Source organism: Gilliamella sp., assembly GCF_024104075.1.
Taxonomy (GTDB): domain Bacteria; phylum Pseudomonadota; class Gammaproteobacteria; order Enterobacterales; family Orbaceae; genus Gilliamella; species Gilliamella bombi.
In genome coordinates, this window is the sequence record NZ_JAGGHR010000037.1 from 1 (window position 1) to 21,091 (window position 21,091).

A 21,091-nucleotide genomic window follows, 5' to 3' on the forward strand; every position below is an offset into this window, starting at 1 on the left:
CAATCTACTAACAAATTAACAAAAATAAATAATCATTAAAATCAATACGTTACAATAATGTATATTATGTTAAATAATATTTGGTATTATGAACTTAAACCACCATTTTTAAATACCTTATTTTTTTGCCATAAATATAATCTCACTTCCAGGAAGTGGCATTTTTAAAATGTGTTTTTTTATTTTACCCCATACTTGCATTTCGCAAGCTTTACAATTGAACTTTAACAATAATTCTTCATTATTTTGAATTAATTTCATTGGCGTAACTTTAGTTTTAACACCTTGAATTCCTTTTGCTTGTTTTGGACATAGATTAAACGCAAACCGTAAACAATGTTTGGTTATCATTAAGGGCGCATCGTTTTTAACTTCATGTGCTTCATAGGCACTTTCAATTAATTCAACTCCATGTTGTGTATAAAATTCTCTTGCTTTATGATTATAAACATTTGCCAAAAAGCTCAAATGATTTTCAGGATAAAACGGAACTGGGTTTTGTTCTGGTTTACGTTTTTGGCGACAATAACTTGTTAATCTTTTAGCAGTCAATTTATTAATAGTATCCCTTCGAAGCTGATTTAGTTGACTACTTGGAAAAAAATAAATTTTTGATAAATTTAAATCAAAATCAGTAAGATAATATATAGTTTTTCCTAATTTAGATAAATTATCTCTAATATTTTTTAATGATTTATCTGGTTGTTCCGCAAGTTCGAATTCCCCATTAAGTTCTACCTTGACACAAACGCCCTCTTCGCTTTTTGCAATTAGCTCTATACCTTTTTCAATATTATATAGTTTAAATGACACACCAATTCTGCGATTACTTGATGCTTTCAATAAATTTTGTTGCCACACATGATCAAGATTTCGATTCACTATATAAGGTAATTTAACTGAAAAAAGCGGCTTAGGAATTTCATTTGGATAAATTCGATATTGATTAGCCGAAAGTTTCTCCACCTTATCAGCTCTAAACCCAAAGATCTCTCGTTTTATTAGTACATTTAAGCCATCACCATTAGTTAATATTTTCTCAGATTTAATATCGATAGTTTTAGGTGTAATTTGAGTTATCTCACCAATTTGAAAACCAATGAATTTAGGTGAATCGAATGCACCTATATTGGATTTTCTTCCATGTACAAAATAATCTGTACTTCCTCGATGAAATGTTTGGTGAGGATCTGGTATAAAAAAGTGCTCAGTTCGACCACTTGACGCTGATTGTAAATTAGACGAATTTGACAAAATAGTATCTAATTTTTGACGATAAAAAGCTGTAATGTTTTTAACATAACTTAGATCTTTATAACGTCCTTCTATTTTAAAGGAGCGTACACCTGCTTGAATTAATTCGTTCAAATTATCTGATTGGTTATTATCTTTCATTGATAATAAATGTTTTTCATAAGCAACAATGCGCCCTTGATCATCTTTTAAGGTAAAAGGAAGTCGACAAGCTTGGGAGCAATCTCCTCGATTTGCACTACGCCCTGTCTGTGCATGTGAGATATAACACTGTCCTGAAAATGCCACACAAAGCGCACCATGTATAAAAAATTCTATTTTTGCATCAATTTGCTCATGAATTTTAGCTATCTCAGTTAAATTAAGCTCACGAGCTAATACTATTTGTGAAAAACCAACATCAGATAAAAATTTGGCTTTTTCAGGTGTCCTTATATCCATTTGAGTGCTAGCATGTAAATCAATAGGAGGAATATCCATTCTCAAAATGCCCATATCTTGCACAATTAATGCATCAACACCTGCGTCATAAAATTGCCATATAAGTTGTCTTGCTGGTTCAAGTTCATTATCGTGAAGAATGGTATTTAAGGTTACAAATACTTTTGCATAATAATGATGAGCAAATTCAACTAACTGGGCAATATCACTAACCGAATTACCAGCATTATGCCTAGCACCAAAATTTGGCCCGCCAATGTATACGGCATCTGCGCCATGTAAAATAGCCTGTTGTGCAATCTCAATATTTTTAGCGGGACTAAGCAATTCTAATTTATTATTGGTGACAAGATTTGACATTATAAACTCTTTGAAAATCTAACTAGTGAATAATTTGGTTTTTATTTTACAAGCATTATTATAAAATTAATAATACTTGTAAAAAACTTTCAGGAAAGCATGTGTTTGAATATAAATTTGATATAGATCATCTAGCCTTAGTTGCGATAAGTTTCATTCCTTAAAGCTTCTATACGTTTTTCTAATGGCGGATGAGACATAAACAATTCAGAAAATTTTGCTTTTTTAGCTCCATTAATGCAGAATGCTAAAATTGAAGTATCTTCACTTGGTTCATGGCTAGTTTTTAGTTTTTCTAACGCGGCAATCATCTTTGTACTGCCTACTAATTTAGCCGAACCAGCATCAGCGTGAAATTCTCGATAACGAGAAAACCACATAGCTATAAGGCTTGCTAAAATACCAAATACGGTTTCAAAAACCATAACTATCAAGAAATAGGTTAACTGTGATAAACCACGATTACGATCATCCAATGCTTGAGCTACAACGGATGCTAACATTCTTGAAATAAAAATAACAAAAGTATTAAGAACTCCTTGTAATAAAGTCATTGTGACCATATCACCATTAGCAACATGACTCATTTCATGACCGATTACTGCTTCAGCTTCATCTTGAGTCATAGTACTTAATAAACCAGAACTTACTGCAACAAGAGAACTATTTTTAGTTGCGCCGGTTGCAAAAGCATTAACATCTTGAGCATGATAGATGGCAACATCTGGCATTTTTATATTAAGTTCCGTTGACAATCGACGAACAACATCAAGTAACCATTGTTCTTGACTATTACTAGGTTGAGTAATGATTTGTCCCCCTACTGACCTCAAAGCCATTCTCTTAGATAATAGAAGAGATATAAAAGATCCTCCAAAACCGAAGATTGCTGCAAATATAAGTAATCCTAAAGTACTATGCGCATCAACGCCTAAAATACTTAGAATGATTCCAAATACAAACATAACGGCTAAGTTAGTTAAAATAAATAATCCAATTCGCATCATAATGAATATTTCTCTTTTTATTACTATTTTAAATTTTCAGAAAATTAATAAAGCCATCACCAAAAGTGGCTAATAATATATTATATACGATAAGAATATAACTTTATGTTATTTTTCATATTCAAATCCTTTTTTAATTTTATCTGAAAGAATTTTCTAAGTCAGTTTTGTACTAACTAAATTATAGGATTTTATTCCTTAATCCGTATCCTTTTCTTCAATGTGTTTATAATTTCAATTTTATATATATTATGATATAGCCTCTAGTTTTGGTAAAAAGGAGGAAGAATAATATTTTTCATTAGTAAACATATTATAAGCAACACTTCCATGCTTACCATATTTTGTTAAAAAAGCACAAATATATTCTTTGACATCAGAATGGGTTTCATAAGCTTCAATAACAATTTTTAATAATTCACCAAATAGCTCGTATTTATTAAAAGTAGGAAAATTAATCTTTGAAATATTTTTCATCCCTTTTTCTGTTCTTGCCATTCTCGCTGCACGATGAAAAATAATTTCTTCAGCATTTGGTGCATATTTGATTAAATTTAGTAACATTGCTCTTTGCGAAGGAAAATCTTTAGGATAAAAAGTATCTGATTCAACATTCCCAATAATAAAGACATTTATTTTTTCAATAGTTATGTTCAACCATGAAGTGTTTAAAATAAAACCAACTGATTGATCTGAAAACTTTTTATTTGCAATACAGACAAATTCAATTTCATCATTAAGCAAAATTCTAACTTTTATATTATTCAATTGGCTATTTATACGCCCAATAATCCAACGTCGATCAATTGATACCAATTGAGTATAGTTTTCATCTATCTTTTTTATTTTAAGCTGATTTAGCTTAAATTTATAACTTAAATATTTGATTCCGTCTTTTACCTGTTCTAAATAACGATGTATTTCAACATTAACAGACGACTGAAAATTGTATCTATCAAAAAGTTGTAGTGTTCTAAAAACAATCTGCGCTCTATCAGCTCTACCCATTAAACGACGTTTTTCCCACTCTTCTTTTGATTTTGTAAAATAATGATGAAAAATTCCATACCCAAATGTCGGTTTTTCCAATGAAATTGGCTCAGCATTCCATTTCGGCAAAGCAAATTCATTATCTATATAGCTTCCTTCTAAAATATCACAAATATGAGTTCTCATATTAAACACTTTAGATGGTTTAAAAATTGATTTAACAGATGAATGAGGTTTTTCATCACAAGCAGTAAATCGCTCTAAAACAAGTCTATCATCTTGTGTAATTAATCCGCTTGAACCAAACATAAGCCAAGGAATAGCAATAGCGGCTACATCGGGCACTTTCTTTTGTGCAGCTAAAACAAAGTCTTTTATATTGCCTTGCTTAGGTAAAAAAAATTCATCAATATCACAAATCATAACCCACTCAAAAAGATGACTAAAATTCTGCAGAAAATGTGAATAAGCTTCTCTCTGAGGAGGAATATCCTTTTTTCTTGGCCAATGAACTCTTGTTATTTCCCCTATTGCATCAAGGTTAATGAGTAATTCAGAGGTGCCATCGTCACTTACATTATCATATAAATATATATGATCTATACCAATAGATTTTTGATATGCAATCCATTCCATAATATATGGAAATTCATTTCTGCATATAGCGCAGACAGCAAATAAGCCCGTATTTGACATTTTTGTTCACCTATTACCAGTAAATTTAGTTAGCTCTGCATTATAATCTTTTATTTTTCAAATAACGATTTAAAAAAATCAATTTTAAGAAAATTAATCTTCAAATTGAAAATACCTCATAGGTTTATATTAATTACAAATCAACCTTGATAAGTTTTTTACTTAATAATTTCAATGCGTTTTTTATGTAGTATATCATTCATTACTATATAATAACTCTCATAGGTTCAATTTTCACAATATTAAAATAATCTTCAGAAATTTTTTATTATTTATTAAATTATCTACTTGAGCTGGTACACCACCTACTATCGAATATGGTTCAACATCTTTTACAACAATTGCACCTACTGCAATTATAGCACCATCACCAATAGTAACGTTCGGCGTGATAGTAACATTTATATACCCAGTCCACGCATCATTCCCAATTGTAATAGTTTATTAGTTTTGTATAAACGATTCTATTTTCCAATGGCTGTTCTACAAGTATAGAAAAAGCCCCTCACGGGAAAGGGCTTGTTGATAACTAAATAGTAGAATGATTCCCATCATCTATTTTTACATCAGGAGCTATTGAACAATATTTCTCTATTGATTTTATTAAACCTAGAGACAATCAACACCTCTTTCTTATGTATGTGTATGCACTGATAGGACCTTTAAACGATATTTTACCTACAATTTTTAGTGGTGCTTCACACAGAATTTGAACAAAATATTCCAATAATATGGTATCCGTATATATTTTATGTTTTCCCAAAATGACTTTTTGCTCGTAATTCATATTATTCACTAATATTGGAATATATTAACTACTTTTCAAATGACGATTTCAAAGGGAAATAAGACTCTAAAAAATCAATCGTTAAATCGTTTACAGATAAAAGTTTATCTTCAGGCACTGCAACGTCATTAATACAAATAGTTTTATATTTTCGTGTTTTAAAAACACCATTAAACTGCTTATCAATCGTTTTTTTGTACAAAGCTAAATAACGATGTGATAAAGTTGATGGGACAGCTAGCCCTTTTTGAAATCCATAATGATACTGCATAAATGCAATCGGTCTTAAATCATTTTTAGACCTAAACCTTTCTTTTTCGCATTTAGAAAACTCCATTTCAAATTTATTTTCTAAAAAATATAAAAGGCTTCTTCTAGATGGATAAGGACAATGTAACATTATGTCATTGCCAGATTTCCCAAGCTCTTTTTTAATTAAGCCAATTGCGTTACGATCAGATAATAAATACTCTTCTCTTGAGTCATCAATATCTTCTTCATAAACTCTAGTTTCTGCTGGAAAATACTTCATAATACCATTAGCAAAGAAAAAGTCATTAGGCGTACAAAAGTCCGTCAACATAAAATCATCATTAAAATATAAAAAATGTTCTGATAACCCATCTATATGATGAAGTTGGGTTTCAATACTACTTGAGTTAAAAGTAGGTAAAGCATCTTTGTTTTTATAAATATCTTTATGATCAATCAACTTTATTTTATCGTTATTAATGTCTAACCATCCTGGAATTTGTCCACAAGTTACAATAAAAATGTTTCTTATAAAAGGTGCAAACATTTCAATAGATCTTAAAAGATATTTTAACTCATTTCTATTCCGAAAACGCTCATCTTTATTTGCTCTGCCTTCTCCGTTTAATGAATCAACATTATTAGAATATAAATCTTTCTCAGCCTTCCACTTAGAATCATCTCCGTCAACCCAAGTAATAACAGCATCGATCGGGAAAGAATGGCAAATTGAACTAGATTTTAAGTACTCATCTAAATTTTTATTGCAATTAATATAATTCTTAAATGTTTCTGGTGTTAATTTACTAACAAATTTGTTACTTCCTTTAATTGTATAAAGAGATAAAGTAGAATAGGTAACTTGTTGACTCCAAAAATATACCCTTATAAGTGAGTAGTATTTAGCCGAAAAAGATTTTGTTGAGTATTCATTTTCAATATGAGCTAAATCAAAAAAATTCAATTCAGGAATATCTATCTTCTTTTTAATATCTTTAATTAAGAAAAATTCTTTATCAACTTTAAGATAATAATCTTGTTCTGAAAACCAATATTGAAGCATTTTAACAAAAATATTCAGATCTTTATAATCAATGTGAATTCCTTTCATCCAAGAATCTTCAGTTGCTCCAGTCATAAAGGGGATTTTAACTAGTTTACAAAATTCAATTAATCTTTCGTAAAATAAATTTCCTTTATCATTAATGCCTACTCTTTGGTAATAAGTTGGAATTTGCTTTTTAGATTTCTTTTTAGATTTATCTTTGTCCTTTTCTTTGTTCTTTTCTTTACCTTTTTCCATATTAGAAACAATATCTGTCAAAAGAATAGATGAGCTCCCCGGTAAAATGATTTTTTTCCTTTTAGATTTAAAATCATCAAAAAATAATTTAGGATTGCGTACTAATTTTTTTGTTTTTGCTATAAATCTCATGAAACCTCTTTTATAAATTTTAATTTTATATAGTAATATGCAACTAAGTATTAGTGTAAAATTGTTTCAAAAATATTATCAAATTATTTTTTTTATATGACAAAGATGATTTTTGTGAAATAAAATCATTTGCACAAATAGAATGAGGAGGCATTTTGCTTTTATAATTTAATATATTATAATAAGTATTAGCAGAGGTCGATCGAATGTTAAAATAATAACAAATATCTCGAGCTAGTATTGATTGCTTCTCAATATACATCATCCAGGGCACTAAAAATGTAGCTAAATTAATATCATTATCAGCTCTAAATCTATTATTAATAAATGCTTTAATATCTTTATAAAAATAAGTCCATGCAAAATTAAAATAAGTTTTTTTTAACGGTATGTATGTATGAACTAAGGGAATATTGATATCTTTTCCATACTTTTTAAATAATAGTCTTCTAGAGTTTAACGATGCTAATAATGTAGGAGTACTAATTCCTTTTTTGAGCATAACATCCAAATTTTTATTATTTAGGAATAGAGATGATAAATTATTGCCACTTAAAAAATGAGATTTAGGTAAATCTCTAGCGACAAAGACATCATCATTAAAATAAATAAAATTCTCTGATAAATAAGGTATATTATGTAGATGAGCTTCTATCACATGAGAATTAAAAGTAGGAAGATGTTTTTTATCAATTATTTGATTATGATCAACAATAACAACTTTATTAGGTAACTTAAATTCTGGGATTTGATTGTCCGTAATTAAAAATATATTTCTTACCCATGGCATAAAATTCTTAATACTTTTAATCACATAAAACAACTCTCCATGTTCTTCAAACCTTGCATTATCTATAGACATTGGATTAACTAAATTTATATTTTGTTGACTTTTATAGTATTCTAATTTTTTTTTCCAGTTAGGATCATGATTATTAACCCAAGTGATAACAACATCAACAGGTTCGTCGCTTGTATTAATATCAAGATCATATAATTTAAAATCATTCGAAATCAATATTTCTTCATCAAAAACATTATGATTTTGTTCATCAAAAGAAAGAGGATATTTTTTTATAAAATAATCTCTGAAAAATATTTGAGGATTTTTTAAAAATTTAGTAAGCTTACTCATATATAATATCTATAAACTAATATTAAGTTTAAAATCCTTATAATAAATAGATCCCTTAATTTGTGATTTATTACACAAATAACTACGATATCTTTCAAACAATTGAGTATCGGGTTTATGCCTTTCCTTCCAAAAAAGGTCAAGCCCTTCTTGGAAAGTTAGTCCTTTTATATCATAATGTGCATTACCAAGAGCAATTACAGGCAATCCATGAATCAAGGCTGAAAGTCCACAAGTGCTGTTAACTGTTACCAATCCGATTGCTTTTCTAAGTAAAATTGGCATAGGAACGCCATGGATATATATCACCCGTTTACTAACACCATAACGACTAGCCAATTTTTTTATTAGTCGGTTATAATTATTAAAACCTTCATCCATCGGATGATGCTTGATTAGTAAATAGCTTTTTTCATCAGCAAATAAAGAAAATGAGCGTATAACTCTGAAAATATATGATTTCATAGAGTGATAATGGCTATGCTCTTGAATTTGAAAATCTTGATTGCATTGTAGGGGAAAAATGTAGAATGGTTTATATTCATTGTCAATAACATTTTTTATCAATCTAGGCTCTATTAACTTTGATTTCAATTTTCTAATTAAAGCTAAAGCCCAATGAAAAGCATAAAAAGATAATGATGTTTTCCTATGATGTATATAATTAGAATATTTATATTTCTTTAATAGCATAAAAAAATAATAAACAATACTGTAGTAAATCATTGAATAATAATGAGACTTCCCATTACTATCATCTATAGAGGTAATTTCAATATTTTGATAAAAATCATGATTTTTAGGTAAGAGAGAAAAACCATTAACCCCATCTTTCTCAAAAGTAATATAATGCGGTCTAAGATAACCTTCTTCAAACACCCAAAATGATAAATTTGGATTAGAATTTACTATTGACTTAGCTATTTTGTGGTATATCCGACAATCGCCAAAAACAATAATTGCGTCGATAGAATGTTGATAGATATAATCTTGTAAAAATTGAGGGAACTCTTCAACTGATTTACAGAAAGAAACACTATTTTTTGAATAAAAATACTCATCACCTCCATTTAAATTTATTTTATAAACGTTACATCCTGATTTTTTCAACCACTCTGCAACGTTTTTAAAAAAAGGACCAATAGGACCTTGTAGAAATAATATATTTCTTTGAGTATGGATTAGTTCGTATAAATAGTGGTTCATTGCTTCATTGAAAGTAACAAATTATATATCAAAAACTATTTACTACTTGAATAATTTATTTTATTGTAATAAAAAATATTTATGAAAATTTAATTTATTAATCTATTCCTATAATATTTATTTTCAATTAGTCAACAAAATTAAACGTCCACATTGAAACATGAAGAAACAAAGAAAGATTAACTTCAGATTCTGGGTAATTAATTAAAACGTTCTATTTTTGCATATATTTTGAATATTTTAACATAAAAATACTAATTTGTAATTTTTTGTTAAAAAATATAGAAATCTTATTTAATCACATAATTGTATGGTTAAACCGAATAAAAGCGATTTAGGAAAAAACGCTTTATGAATTTTTAGTGGATTATTTTAACCATGAGTGTAAATAACTCTATTTTTCCTACAATAAAAAATTTATAGTTGTTTAATTTTCTTTAATTTTAATTTACAAATAATAAAAACAACTTGTTTTAACTTGTTAAATTGTTTTTTTAACCAAACCTGCCTAATTTCTCTTGAAGCTTTTAATTTTTTATCATTTAAATAATTTATTAAAGTTTCTGGATCGGTAAAATTTAAAGAATCAGGATGAATATAAATCGGGTAATCATACATAACTATATAAATTAGTTCATGGAGTGTTAATGACCTATTTCTTCTAACATTAGGATATATATCAATTGTTAACCCCCAGCCTGAGTAAAATGGTTGCCCATAACACACTACTAGTTTATTTCTGATTAAAGCTTCAAAACCTGCTAATGAAGTGATTGTATGGACTTCATCAACTTGCTCAATACAATCGATAATATCAACAAACTCAATAATATTATCAACATATTTTTTTATTTCAAATGCATCAACTTGACCTCTTCGATTACCACTTAAAACATCTGGATGAGGTTTATAAACAATATAATCGTCAGGGTTATTTTGTCTAACAGCTTTTATTAATTCTAGATTTGTTTTTATAACAGGAGAACCATATAAAATAGATGCGTCATCCTCAACCTGTCCAGGTATTAAAATGATTTTTTCCTTATTTCCAATAGGTCTAATATTCATTTTCTTACCAACATTGTATTTACCTAATTTAGTTACAATTAGTAAGTTTTGTAGTGAGCTGGCTTTTTCTTTTTCCTTTTTAGTAACTTTTTTATTTGTTAATAAAAACTCTAATTCACTAATATTTTGGGAATTAAAATAAATACCTAGTTTATCAATAACCAGTGAATATGGCATAACTAGATTGGATCCTAAACCAATAGAACGGATAAAGCCATCCTCAATACGAAATGGATTCATACTGTTAATAATTGGAAGTAACTCTTTTTTTCCTTGCCCCCATATTAATAATTTTTCAGTTTTAAGTTTATTTTTTGCATCTTTGTTATTGAGAATTTTTATATATCTACGCACTGAATAGAATCGACCTTTTACAGAAGGTAGCCTTAAATAAGGTAACAGTACTTGTTTCTTCCAGAATGAAAACCCAACTAAGTCAATATTACCTCTAAGTTTATTATTGAGTGTTTTGATTTTGATTAAATAGTTAATAACATCAAAAATAGTTCCTTTTTTGCCTGTATAAGGATTAATGTATTTACAATATAATATGTAGCTTGCGATAAAAAGCTCTAAGACTGTGGCTTGAGTTCTTCTATCATTTGCTCGTAAATGGTTTATATTTTTATGTCGATCATCAGTGCATCCCCAACCAGCATACCAAGGTAAACCAAAGGTAACAACATGTTTACCCAATAAAAGTGCTTCAAATCCCATATGCGATGTAACGACATACACTTTATCAAAATGTTTAAGCAATGAAAGAGGGTTTACATCTTCACTAAATAACATAACAGACTTTTGGTTAACTATTTGAGTTAAATAACCTTTTTTATATCCATTAATTACATCTGTATGGGTTTTTACATAAATTGTTGAAAGTGGGTTCTCATTGACTGCGCAATTTAGCATTGATATAAAGGTTTGTTGATTTGCTCCACCTAGCTCGACAGCCATATCTCCAAATGTTTGATCGATAACTAATACTTTTTTATTTTTATTATTGGTTTTATCCTCGAAACCACAAAAATCAGGTGCATGATTATATTTTGATAACTGTGCTTCAATAATTAATTTTAATGCAAAGGTTGCTTCATTTATATATTTATTTAAATTTGTTTTATTTTTAATTAATATTTCTAATTCTGAAGGCTTTCTAGAATCATAATAAATTCCAATTCTATCGGCAATAAGTGATAGTGGAGGATAGCCTTCTAGACCTAAACCAATAGAACGTAAAAAGCCATCTTCAAGAGCAATAAATGGTAGTAAATGTTTAGTTGCATATGCCCTAGCTTTTATTGTTGTTGGGCGATATCCCCACCCTGCAACTGCATCAATTTTCTTCTTAGTATTTTTTTTACTAAATGACAGATCAGAAAAAAAGTGATTAATACTTTTTATTGTCAGGATTTTTTTTGAAAAGACTAGAACATTTTTCATTTAGAATAATTCTATTAATAATAAGCTTATGTAATTTTTTGTTGTTTATTATGGTAAATATAAGCTTGTTCAATTGTATCAAATTGATATAAGTAACCAGCATCAAGCACCATAGCTTTATCACAATAATTTTTTATAGCATTCATATTATGTGAAACTAAGATAAGAGCGCGATCTTTTTTATTTTCAAATAATTCTGTTTTACATTTTTCTGTAAATCTAGAGTCACCAACAGCAATTACTTCATCAATTAAATAACAATCAAACTCAATTGATAAAGACAACGCAAAAGCTAAACGAGCTTTCATGCCAGAAGAGTATTTTTTTATTGGTTCATATAAATAATCACCTAATTCCGCAAAATTTTCAACATACTCTTTCGTTTTTTCGATATTACATCCATAAATTCGACAAATAAATCTTAAATTATCCATTCCCGTCAAACTACCTTGAAAAGCACCAGAAAAAGCTAATGGCCAAGAAATTGACATATTCCTTATTATTGAACCTGTAGTTGGTTTTTCTATTTCACTTAGAAGTCTAATTAGTGTAGATTTACCTGCACCATTACGTCCCAAAATGCCAATTTTTTCTCCTCTATATAATGAAAAATTGATATTATTTAGGACTGTTTTATATCCTTTTCTTGTTGAGTACCGTTTACCTACATTTTTAACAATAATCATCAATTATCCTCAAGAATATAATTCTCATTAATTTTTACCATGGTTAATCCCACAAATAATAAAACTATATTACAAAAAACTAAATAACTTACACTTTGATGTGTTATAGTTGAGGGGCCAAAATAACCTGCTCTAAACATTTCTGTTCCATTAATTGGTGGAATATAAAGCAGTAACTTTTGTATTTCATGGGGAAAGGTATCAACCCAAAAGAAAGCTCCAGATAAAGGCATAAGGATAAAACTTAAAGTACCCCACATTTTATCAAAAGCACCATATTTGGCAGATAAAACAAAAATGATTAGACCTAACCCCAGAGAAAACCAACACATCAACCCCCATGCACATAACATATAAAAAGGATCATAGGGTATAGCAATTAGCCCAGCAAAAATAAAAATTGATATAACAAAAACTTGAGCAGCACTTGCCCCAATCACTTCAAGAAATACACGTGCATAGACTAGATCTAAAATTTTGATATTACGATGATATAACAATGCTTTATTGGCAGTTACTGAACCTTTTGCTCGAGATGAAGCATTACGCCACATCATTACCATTGGATAGCCTGTTAATACAAATGCAATAATATTAAGATTGGATACAGAATTTATTTTAAAAAAAAACCACATTAAGCTTATTAACAACGTTAACGACATAGGTTCAACAAATAGCCAAAGAAAACCGATATTATTACGTCCATAACGGGTAATTATTTCCCTTAAAATTAAAGCATTCAATACATTAATTTGTATTTTTAATGAACGCATAAATGATGTTTTACTAATTACTTCCGTCATCAATCTTTATGTTCTCTTATACCAGCTGAAAGTAAATTAATAATACCATATACTAAAAAGCTAATTATAAAAGTTGCAATGATATTATAAATGCGTGCGGGTTTAAATGATACATCTGATATACTCGGCTGCTCTATTCGCTCTAGATAAAGTTGCTTTTTAGTTATTTCCACCTGAGCATTACGTAATGATAATGTGGCTGCCTCAAATTGTTGTTTAGCAACCGTATTATTAATTAATATCTGTTGATACTCAGCTAAATTAGCATCTCTATTTTTATTTCTTTGAAATTCAGCTAGAGCATGAGCTTCTTTCTTCATCTGTGATTCAGCATTTTTCAGTTCTGCTAGCGATGCGGTTATGAGATCTTGTTTGGCTCGTAAATTTATTTGGTTTACAAAACCTTCAGCTTGTTTTAATAATTGTTCATTTATTTTGAATGCATCTTGCATATCAAAAGCATTTACACTAATTGTAGCAATACCTGTAGAACTGTCAAAATTGACACTTATCATATTACTCATGTATCGATAGAAATATTCTTTTTTATTATACGAGTCAAGATTAAATCCATTAAATCGAGATATTATATCGCCTTTTTGAGTATACCACTTTTGTACTGGTAAAACTTTTTCAACAGAGGATAGAGCATCTCTAGATTTTATATATGACAAAACAACATATGAATCATCATTAGAGCGTGAAATTCCAACTTTTGAAAAAAAACTTCCCAATCCTCCCAATGATGATTGAGTATCCGAAGAACGTATAATATATGTTGCTTCAGATGTATAAATATTTTCAGCAATTAATCCAAAATAAATTATCGATAATAAAGTTGGTAATGATACAATTAGATGTAATAACCAACTTTTTTTTCTTTTAAAATTTAAAAACATAAAATCTCACGAGTGCAATAATTAAAAACTTATTCACTAATCTGGTTAATTTGATTAACAACTCCAACACCTGGTGAGAAAATCGCATATAAGAATTTTTGTAGTTCTAGAATTGGTGCAGATGCAACATAAACAATATCATTATTCTTAATTTGAAAATTCTTCATTATGAAGAATGAATTAGGATTATTTAAATCTATTTGGTAAACAGTTGGTACAAGCTCTTTCTTATTATCTATCGACAAAGTGTCTTGATATCTAAACACAAAAACACCTCGGGCATCAGATTGACTATCTCGTAAACCACCAATACGAGCTAATGCTTGTGACAAATTAATTCCAACAGCTTCAAATCTGACTTCTTTTGTTGAGCCTATTGCCCCCATAGAAATAAAAGAACTAGGCTTATTAATCAAAGTAATAACATCATCTTTTTGAAGATGAACATTAAATTTAGGATTAGATAATACTAAACTTAGTGGAATTTTATTAACTTTATTATTCCTAGTGACTTGTATTAAAGTATCTTTAATATCATACATATTGCTACCTAACATGGTAACGGCATCTAATAAACGCTCCCCCTTAGCTGTTATAGGCATTTTACCACTAAATTTATCACCAATAACTGTAACATTTGAAGAACGTTTTTCTAAAACAGTGACAATTACTTGGGGTCTATTTGCAATTCCAGATAACTTTTCAATTATTTCTTTTTGTAACTGAGTGGGAGTTTTATTAGCAACTTTCACATTTCCAACAAACGGCAAAGAAATAAACCCTTTAGAATCAACAATTACTATTGGTAATTCAGTTAATCCAGTTTTTGGAGCACCTGTATCACCTGAACCTACAAACAGTATTGCTGGAGGGGTTTCAATTACAGAAATCTTTATACTATCGCCTTTACCTATATTATCAACTTTTTTATCTTGGCTATCTCTTTCATTAATAAGCTTTGTAAAGTTAAATAAATTAGTTTGCGCTTCTTTTATAGAATCAGGTGAAATATTTAAATTAACGATTTTTACTTTATTATAAATTTTATCTAATTCAGCATGTTGTTTATTTATATTTTTTATAGATGAAAAATTTGGTCCTGAATGAGGTAAAACAGTACAACCACTTAAAATAAGTGCTAGCGTTATTGGAAGAAGGGACGGTAATTTCAAAATAAATTTCCTTATTCATCAATTGATTATATATTTTTAAAGGTTTTGAATTAGAAATTCACACATGTATTTTAGTTGATAAAATATATTTAATTTTATTTATAATTAAAAAATAGGTAAATTTACTGCAAACATGCATTGGAGGAGACCCTATAAGCTACATCCCACACACATGTATTTTACTTTGGCTGCTTCCTTCCGGACCTGACCTAGTGAGCAAAAAAATGTTGCAAGAGAACCCATAGAGCCTCCATAGAAGCGAAAATATTATGCTTGAATTATTAATTTTTTACAACTACTTTTTAGCATAAAATAGTTGTTTGGCTTTTCTTTAGATGTTATATCAAAAGGAAAGCCATTATTTGAATATGATATTACGTAATTCAGAAATTAGATTACTAAATTTTTTTCAACACGCTCTCTGAATTTTATACCAGGTCTGAATGTAACAACTCTACGAGCTGAAATATCAACACTTTCACCTGTTTTTGGGTTTCTACCTGGGCGTGAATTTTTATCACGTACTGTAAAATTACCAAATCCAGATAATTTAACTGGTTCTCCTTTTTCTAAAGCTACCCGAATCTCTTCAAAAAATAGCTCTACAAGGATTTTAGATTCTTGTCGATCAATATTAAATTTTTCGGCAAGACGATCTGCAATATCTGCTTTAGTTAATGTCATATTATTATTCTCTTAATAGGGCTTTAAAACGATTTTGTAAGGCAGTAACGCATTTGCTTACAATGTTAGTTATGTCTTCTTCTTCAAGCGTACGTGATTTATCTTGTAAAATCAAACTAATAGCAATGCTTTTTTGATCTTCTTTGATATTTTCACCTTGATACACATCAAAAAGAGTCACTTTAATAAGTTGCTCACCACCCGCTTTTTTACACTCTAAAATAATATCCGCTGCTGGTATTGTATTTGAAACAATAATAGCTATATCACGTTTATTTGACGGATACTTGGATAAATCTTGAGCTACAGGTACCTCTTTTTTACTAATTTTAGCTAAATTTATTTCAAAAACAAGCGTTTTACTATTTAAAGACAATTTTTTTTCAATTTCTGGATGCAAGACTCCTAAATGACCTAATAACTCATCATTTAAATAAATCGCTGCGCTTTGTCCTGGATGTAAAGCAGGGAGTTCAGATTTTTTAAACTGTATTTGATCACCGCACCCTAAAAGAGAAAAAATTGACTCAAGATCACCTTTGAGATCATAAAAATCTACGTTTTTTTTAGGGAGTTGCCAGTGTTCTTCATATAAATTACCAGTAACAATACCTGCTAACATTAACTCCTGACGTACGCCAAATTCACAATTTTCATCAGGAATAAAACGCAATCCAGTTTCAAATAATCGGGCACGCGTTTGTTGACGATTTTGGTTATATAGTATCGCATCTAATAACCCAGACCAAAGCGATAAACGCATAACTGACATTTCACTTGAAATCGGATTAGGTAATTTAATTTCTGGATATTCAGGATATAATATTTGCTGAACTTTTGGATCAACAAAGCTATATGTCACCGCTTCTTGATACCCTCTATCAACCAATAAATCCTTTACTCTACGTAATGGGATTTGACTTTCTGGTTTCGGTTTCATTACTGATTCAATTTTCAAATTGGCATTTGGGATATTGTTATATCCGTAAATACGGGCAACTTCCTCAACTAAATCTTCTTCAATTTGCAAATCAAAACGCCAACTTGGTGATTTTACAATCCAAACATTGTCTTTATATTCAACTTCACAACCGAGTCTAATTAAAATATCGGTAATCTTTTGTGTTTCGATTGTATAACCAATAATGCGATCAATTTTATTACGTCGCAATTGGATAGTTGCTTGTGCAGGAAGTTCAGCTTCATGTGTCACATCAATAACTGGACCTGCTTCTCCACCACAAATATCAATTAATAATTGGCTTGCTCGTTCCATTGCTGTAAATTGTAAGAAAGGATCAACTCCTCGTTCATAGCGGTGTGACGCTTCTGTATGTAAACCGTATTCACGTGCTTTACCTGTTATAACTAATGGGTTGAAGAATGCTGCTTCAAGAAATATATCTTTGGTTGTTTGTGTTACACCAGATTTTTCACCACCCATAATCCCCGCTAGCGCTAAGATTTTTTGGTGATCGGCAATTACTAAAGTTTTATCATTAAGTTTAATGTCACTACCATTAAGTAAAGTCAGTTTTTCATCTTTGCGTGCATAACGAACAATTATGCCCTTTTCAATCTGCGATAAATCAAATGCATGCATTGGATGGCCAATTTCTAATAATACAAAATTAGTTATATCAACAACGGCATCGATTGAACGAATTCCACCACGACGCAATTTTTCTTTCATCCATAGTGGCGTTTGAGCATTAACATTAATATTTTTAATTACCCTACCCAAATAGCGAGGTGATGCTGTGGGTTCATCTATTTTTATTGATACTGTGTCGGAAATTGTTGCCTGTACACTGTTAACTTTAAGTGCTTGCATTGGAATATTGTTAACTGCAGAAATATCTCTAGCAATCCCAACAATACCAAAGCAATCAGCCCTATTAGGTGTTACACTAATATCAATTGTGACATCGTTTAAATTTAAATATTCACGAATATCTCGTCCCAAAGGAGCATCATCAGGTAATTCAATAATACCATTATGTTCATCAGCAATCCCCAGTTCTGAGTATGAACATAGCATGCCTTCTGACGGTTCACCTCGTAACTTAGCTGATTTGATTTTAAAATTACCTGGTAAAACAGCCCCCACTGTAGCACATGCAACAGTCAAACCTTGTCGACAGTTTGGCGCGCCACAAACGATATCAAGTAATTCTTCTTTGCCTATATCAACTTTTGTTACACGAAGTTTATCAGCATTCGGGTGCTGCATACATTCAACGACTTTACCAATAACGACACCTGTAAAGTCACCTGCTACTTTTTCGACATCATCAACTTCTAAACCAGCCATTGTTAATTGATCAGCTAGCGTTTCGCTACTAATTTCTGGATTGATCCATTCACGTAGCCAACTTTCACTAAATTTCATGTTTTGATCTCCAGAATTAATTAAATTGCTTTAAAAAACGTAAATCATTTTCAAAGAAAGAACGCAAATCAGTGACGCCGTAACGTAACATAGTTAATCGTTCTATCCCCATACCAAATGCAAAACCACTATAAACTTCAGGATCAATGCCTACATTACGTAATACATTAGGATGAACCATTCCGCAGCCTAAGACTTCTAGCCATTTACCATTTTTAGCTTTAATATCAACTTCAGCCGATGGTTCTGTAAATGGAAAGTAACCCGGCCTAAAGCGTATTTCCATATTATCTTCAAAAAAGCAGTGTAGAAAATCATGCAATAACCCTTTTAAATGTGTAAAACTGATATCTTTATCAACCAGCAAACCTTCCATTTGATGGAACATTGGTGTGTGTGTTTGGTCATAATCATTTCGATATGTTCTTCCAGGAGCAATTATTCGAATGGGTGGTTTTTGATTTTCCATTGTGCGAATTTGTACTGTTGACGTTTGCGTTCTTAATAAGCGTTTTGCATCAAACCAAAATGTATCATGATCTGCACGAGCAGGATGATGAGCAGGAATATTTAATGCATCAAAATTATGGTAGTCATCTTCTATTTCAGGACCGGTTTCAACAACAAAACCTAGTTCACCAAAAAAATCAACTAATCGATTAATTGTTTTTGTAACTGGATGTAATCCGCCTAGTTCAAGTGAGTTACCAGGCAATGTAATATCAATTGTTTCATTGGCTAGTTTCGCATTAAGAGCCTGACGCTCTAAATAATTGCGCTTTTGATTCAATAGCTGAACAACTTCTTGCTTTGCATCATTGATTTTCTGCCCCACAGATGGACGTTCATCGGCAGGAACGTCACGTAAAGAAGCCATTTGCATTGTAAAATAACCTTTTTTACCAAAATATTCCACTCGAATTTGTTCGATCGAATTAATATCATTAGCACTTTCAATAGCGGATTTGGCGTTATTCACCAGTTCAACTAATTGAGACATACAGTTCTCCTGCTTATTGTGTTTATTGCATAAAAAAAGCCTCTTTTGAGGCTTTTATAATTATTTTTTGTTTTTTCTTTGCCTCACGATTTAGTATTGCTAAAGAAACCAAAAAAGAAACAAAAAATAACTATATTCATAATAAATTTACTCTTAAAATATTAAAATTGAATGATAAAAGCCGAGATAACTCGGCTTTTATAAAGCTATTATAGTGCTGCTTTTGCTTTTTCAACTAATGCAGCAAATGCATTTTTGTCAAATACAGCAATATCAGCTAAGATCTTACGATCAATTTCAATTGACGCTTTCTTTAACCCATTAATAAATCGGCTATAAGAAAGACCGCATTGACGAGCAGCAGCATTGATACGAACAATCCATAATTGACGGAATTGACGTTTACGTTGGCGACGGTCACGGTAAGCATATTGTCCAGCTTTAATTACAGCTTGGAAAGCAACACGATATACACGTGAACGAGCTCCATAATAACCTTTTGCTTGTTTTAAAATTTTCTTGTGACGTGCACGAGCAATAACACCACGTTTAACACGAGCCATAAACTATATCCTCTAATAATTAATCAAAACTTAAACGTATGGAACACACGCAGTAACTAAACCTAAATCGCCTTTTGACACAGTAGTCAAACCACGTAAATGACGTTTACGCTTAGTTGATTTTTTAGTTAGGATATGACTCTTGTTAGCTTGCTTATGCTTAAAGCCACCAGAAGCTGTTTTTTTAAAGCGCTTTGCTGCGCCTTTTACAGTTTTAATTTTAGGCATTTTATTAATTTCCACTTCGCATTGTTAATAAAAACAAAATAATGGTGTAGTTTTCAATAGTATCAAAATCTAGCTTGTCGAACCATTATTTCTTCTTCGGCGCTAGCACCATAATCATTTGTCGACCTTCAATCTTGGTTGGATAAGATTCAATAACCGCCAAATCAGCTAAATCCTTTTTAATACGATCAAGCATTTCAGAACCTAACTGTTGATGAGCCATTTCACGACCACGAAAACGTAACGTTACTTTAGCTTTATCGCCATCTTCAAGAAAGCGAATCAGGCTGCGGAGTTTTACCTGATAGTCGCCTTCGTCTGTACCAGGTCGGAACTTAATTTCCTTAACCTGAACAACCTTTTGCTTCTTCTTCTGCTCTTTTGTTGCTTTACTCTTTTAGAGGGTATAAATTGGAGTGAGCCATTTGTAGCTTTATCATTCAGATAAGTTTCTTCTATCTTTCTCAGAATGGCCATACAGAGTTTAACTTCTCTATCTTTCTCCAAACACTTATATTTTCAGAGGTGGTCGGCATATTTACGGTGTCCTCACTTTACTGGTAGGGTGAATGATGGTGCAACTGTTGTTT

Annotated in this window: 16 protein-coding genes, 1 other RNA gene and 2 pseudogenes; all 19 read right to left on the bottom strand. The window is 30.3% G+C overall.

Annotated elements, in window-relative coordinates; all coding sequences use genetic code 11:
- Window positions 1-117: 117 nt before the first annotated feature.
- Window positions 118-2,055, bottom strand: coding sequence for a U32 family peptidase (locus J6569_RS09540; protein WP_296318326.1), 1,938 nt, complete (start codon window positions 2,053-2,055; stop codon window positions 118-120).
- Window positions 2,056-2,192: 137 nt separating this feature from the next.
- Window positions 2,193-3,062: a protease HtpX gene (gene htpX / locus J6569_RS09545; protein WP_174798279.1), complete on the bottom strand. Its 870-nt coding sequence runs from the start codon at window positions 3,060-3,062 to the stop codon at window positions 2,193-2,195.
- Between the two features lie 249 nt (window positions 3,063-3,311).
- Window positions 3,312-4,748 (bottom strand): glycosyltransferase family 2 protein, encoded by a 1,437-nt coding sequence (locus tag J6569_RS09550; RefSeq protein WP_296318327.1) that lies wholly within the window; start codon window positions 4,746-4,748, stop codon window positions 3,312-3,314.
- A 288-nt stretch (window positions 4,749-5,036) separates the two neighbouring features.
- Window positions 5,037-5,535 (bottom strand): annotated as a pseudogene (locus J6569_RS11300) (CatB-related O-acetyltransferase); the annotation flags it as partial.
- A gap of 28 nt (window positions 5,536-5,563) precedes the next feature.
- Window positions 5,564-7,222, bottom strand: a complete 1,659-nt coding sequence (locus J6569_RS09560) for a stealth family protein (protein ID WP_296318328.1) — start codon at window positions 7,220-7,222, stop codon at window positions 5,564-5,566.
- A 43-nt stretch (window positions 7,223-7,265) separates the two neighbouring features.
- Window positions 7,266-8,357, bottom strand: a complete 1,092-nt coding sequence (locus J6569_RS09565) for a stealth family protein (RefSeq protein ID WP_296318329.1) — start codon at window positions 8,355-8,357, stop codon at window positions 7,266-7,268.
- Between the two features lie 9 nt (window positions 8,358-8,366).
- The gene (locus J6569_RS09570; protein WP_296318330.1) at window positions 8,367-9,563 is read right to left on the bottom strand and encodes a capsular biosynthesis protein; all 1,197 of its coding nucleotides are present in this window, start codon (window positions 9,561-9,563) and stop codon (window positions 8,367-8,369) included.
- A 417-nt stretch (window positions 9,564-9,980) separates the two neighbouring features.
- Window positions 9,981-12,074, bottom strand: coding sequence for a hypothetical protein (locus tag J6569_RS09575; protein WP_296318331.1), 2,094 nt, complete (start codon window positions 12,072-12,074; stop codon window positions 9,981-9,983).
- Between the two features lie 26 nt (window positions 12,075-12,100).
- A complete protein-coding gene (locus J6569_RS09580; protein ID WP_174798273.1) occupies window positions 12,101-12,760 on the bottom strand; it encodes an ABC transporter ATP-binding protein in 660 nt (219 codons plus the stop codon).
- On the bottom strand, window positions 12,760-13,563 hold the full coding sequence (locus J6569_RS09585; RefSeq protein WP_174798272.1) for an ABC transporter permease: 804 nt from the start codon (window positions 13,561-13,563) through the stop codon (window positions 12,760-12,762). Before J6569_RS09585 ends, J6569_RS09580 begins: the two co-directional genes overlap by 1 nt.
- On the bottom strand, window positions 13,563-14,462 hold the full coding sequence (locus J6569_RS09590; protein ID WP_034913158.1) for a hypothetical protein: 900 nt from the start codon (window positions 14,460-14,462) through the stop codon (window positions 13,563-13,565). The genes J6569_RS09585 and J6569_RS09590 overlap by 1 nt, the downstream gene beginning before the upstream one ends.
- A gap of 29 nt (window positions 14,463-14,491) precedes the next feature.
- Complete coding sequence (locus J6569_RS09595) at window positions 14,492-15,634, bottom strand: polysaccharide biosynthesis/export family protein (RefSeq protein WP_296318332.1); 1,143 nt, start codon at window positions 15,632-15,634, stop codon at window positions 14,492-14,494.
- 148 nt (window positions 15,635-15,782) lie between these two features.
- An RNA gene (gene ffs, locus J6569_RS09600) (signal recognition particle sRNA small type) lies at window positions 15,783-15,878 on the bottom strand.
- A gap of 146 nt (window positions 15,879-16,024) precedes the next feature.
- Window positions 16,025-16,318: an integration host factor subunit alpha gene (locus J6569_RS09605; RefSeq protein WP_034913150.1), complete on the bottom strand. Its 294-nt coding sequence runs from the start codon at window positions 16,316-16,318 to the stop codon at window positions 16,025-16,027.
- 4 nt (window positions 16,319-16,322) lie between these two features.
- Complete coding sequence (gene pheT / locus J6569_RS09610) at window positions 16,323-18,710, bottom strand: phenylalanine--tRNA ligase subunit beta (protein WP_296318333.1); 2,388 nt, start codon at window positions 18,708-18,710, stop codon at window positions 16,323-16,325.
- Between the two features lie 16 nt (window positions 18,711-18,726).
- Complete coding sequence (gene pheS / locus J6569_RS09615) at window positions 18,727-19,710, bottom strand: phenylalanine--tRNA ligase subunit alpha (protein ID WP_034913145.1); 984 nt, start codon at window positions 19,708-19,710, stop codon at window positions 18,727-18,729.
- Window positions 19,711-19,919: 209 nt separating this feature from the next.
- Window positions 19,920-20,273, bottom strand: coding sequence for a 50S ribosomal protein L20 (rplT, locus tag J6569_RS09620; RefSeq protein ID WP_024496189.1), 354 nt, complete (start codon window positions 20,271-20,273; stop codon window positions 19,920-19,922).
- A 30-nt stretch (window positions 20,274-20,303) separates the two neighbouring features.
- Window positions 20,304-20,501 carry a 50S ribosomal protein L35 gene (gene rpmI / locus J6569_RS09625; protein ID WP_034913143.1) on the bottom strand — a complete coding sequence of 66 codons (198 nt, stop codon included), beginning with the start codon at window positions 20,499-20,501 and terminating at the stop codon, window positions 20,304-20,306.
- Between the two features lie 85 nt (window positions 20,502-20,586).
- Window positions 20,587-20,898, bottom strand: a pseudogene (gene infC / locus J6569_RS09630) (translation initiation factor IF-3); the annotation flags it as partial.
- Between the last annotated feature and the right edge of the window lie 193 nt (window positions 20,899-21,091).

Excerpts from the sequence above, each read along its gene's own strand:
- pheT (WP_296318333.1), bottom strand. The coding sequence starts at position 18,710 with ATGAAATTTAGTGAAAGTTGGCTACGTGAATGGATCAATCCAGAAATT.
- rpmI (WP_034913143.1), bottom strand. The coding sequence starts at position 20,501 with ATGCCTAAAATTAAAACTGTAAAAGGCGCAGCAAAGCGCTTTAAAAAA.
- J6569_RS09605 (WP_034913150.1), bottom strand. The coding sequence starts at position 16,318 with ATGACATTAACTAAAGCAGATATTGCAGATCGTCTTGCCGAAAAATTT.
- J6569_RS09560 (WP_296318328.1), bottom strand. The coding sequence starts at position 7,222 with ATGAGATTTATAGCAAAAACAAAAAAATTAGTACGCAATCCTAAATTA.
- J6569_RS09590 (WP_034913158.1), bottom strand. The coding sequence starts at position 14,462 with ATGTTTTTAAATTTTAAAAGAAAAAAAAGTTGGTTATTACATCTAATT.
- J6569_RS09565 (WP_296318329.1), bottom strand. The coding sequence starts at position 8,357 with ATGAGTAAGCTTACTAAATTTTTAAAAAATCCTCAAATATTTTTCAGA.
- J6569_RS09570 (WP_296318330.1), bottom strand. The coding sequence starts at position 9,563 with ATGAACCACTATTTATACGAACTAATCCATACTCAAAGAAATATATTA.
- J6569_RS09580 (WP_174798273.1), bottom strand. The coding sequence starts at position 12,760 with ATGATTATTGTTAAAAATGTAGGTAAACGGTACTCAACAAGAAAAGGA.
- J6569_RS09585 (WP_174798272.1), bottom strand. The coding sequence starts at position 13,563 with ATGACGGAAGTAATTAGTAAAACATCATTTATGCGTTCATTAAAAATA.
- J6569_RS09550 (WP_296318327.1), bottom strand. The coding sequence starts at position 4,748 with ATGTCAAATACGGGCTTATTTGCTGTCTGCGCTATATGCAGAAATGAA.
- J6569_RS09575 (WP_296318331.1), bottom strand. The coding sequence starts at position 12,074 with ATGAAAAATGTTCTAGTCTTTTCAAAAAAAATCCTGACAATAAAAAGT.
- pheS (WP_034913145.1), bottom strand. The coding sequence starts at position 19,710 with ATGTCTCAATTAGTTGAACTGGTGAATAACGCCAAATCCGCTATTGAA.
- rplT (WP_024496189.1), bottom strand. The coding sequence starts at position 20,273 with ATGGCTCGTGTTAAACGTGGTGTTATTGCTCGTGCACGTCACAAGAAA.
- J6569_RS09540 (WP_296318326.1), bottom strand. The coding sequence starts at position 2,055 with ATGTCAAATCTTGTCACCAATAATAAATTAGAATTGCTTAGTCCCGCT.
- htpX (WP_174798279.1), bottom strand. The coding sequence starts at position 3,062 with ATGATGCGAATTGGATTATTTATTTTAACTAACTTAGCCGTTATGTTT.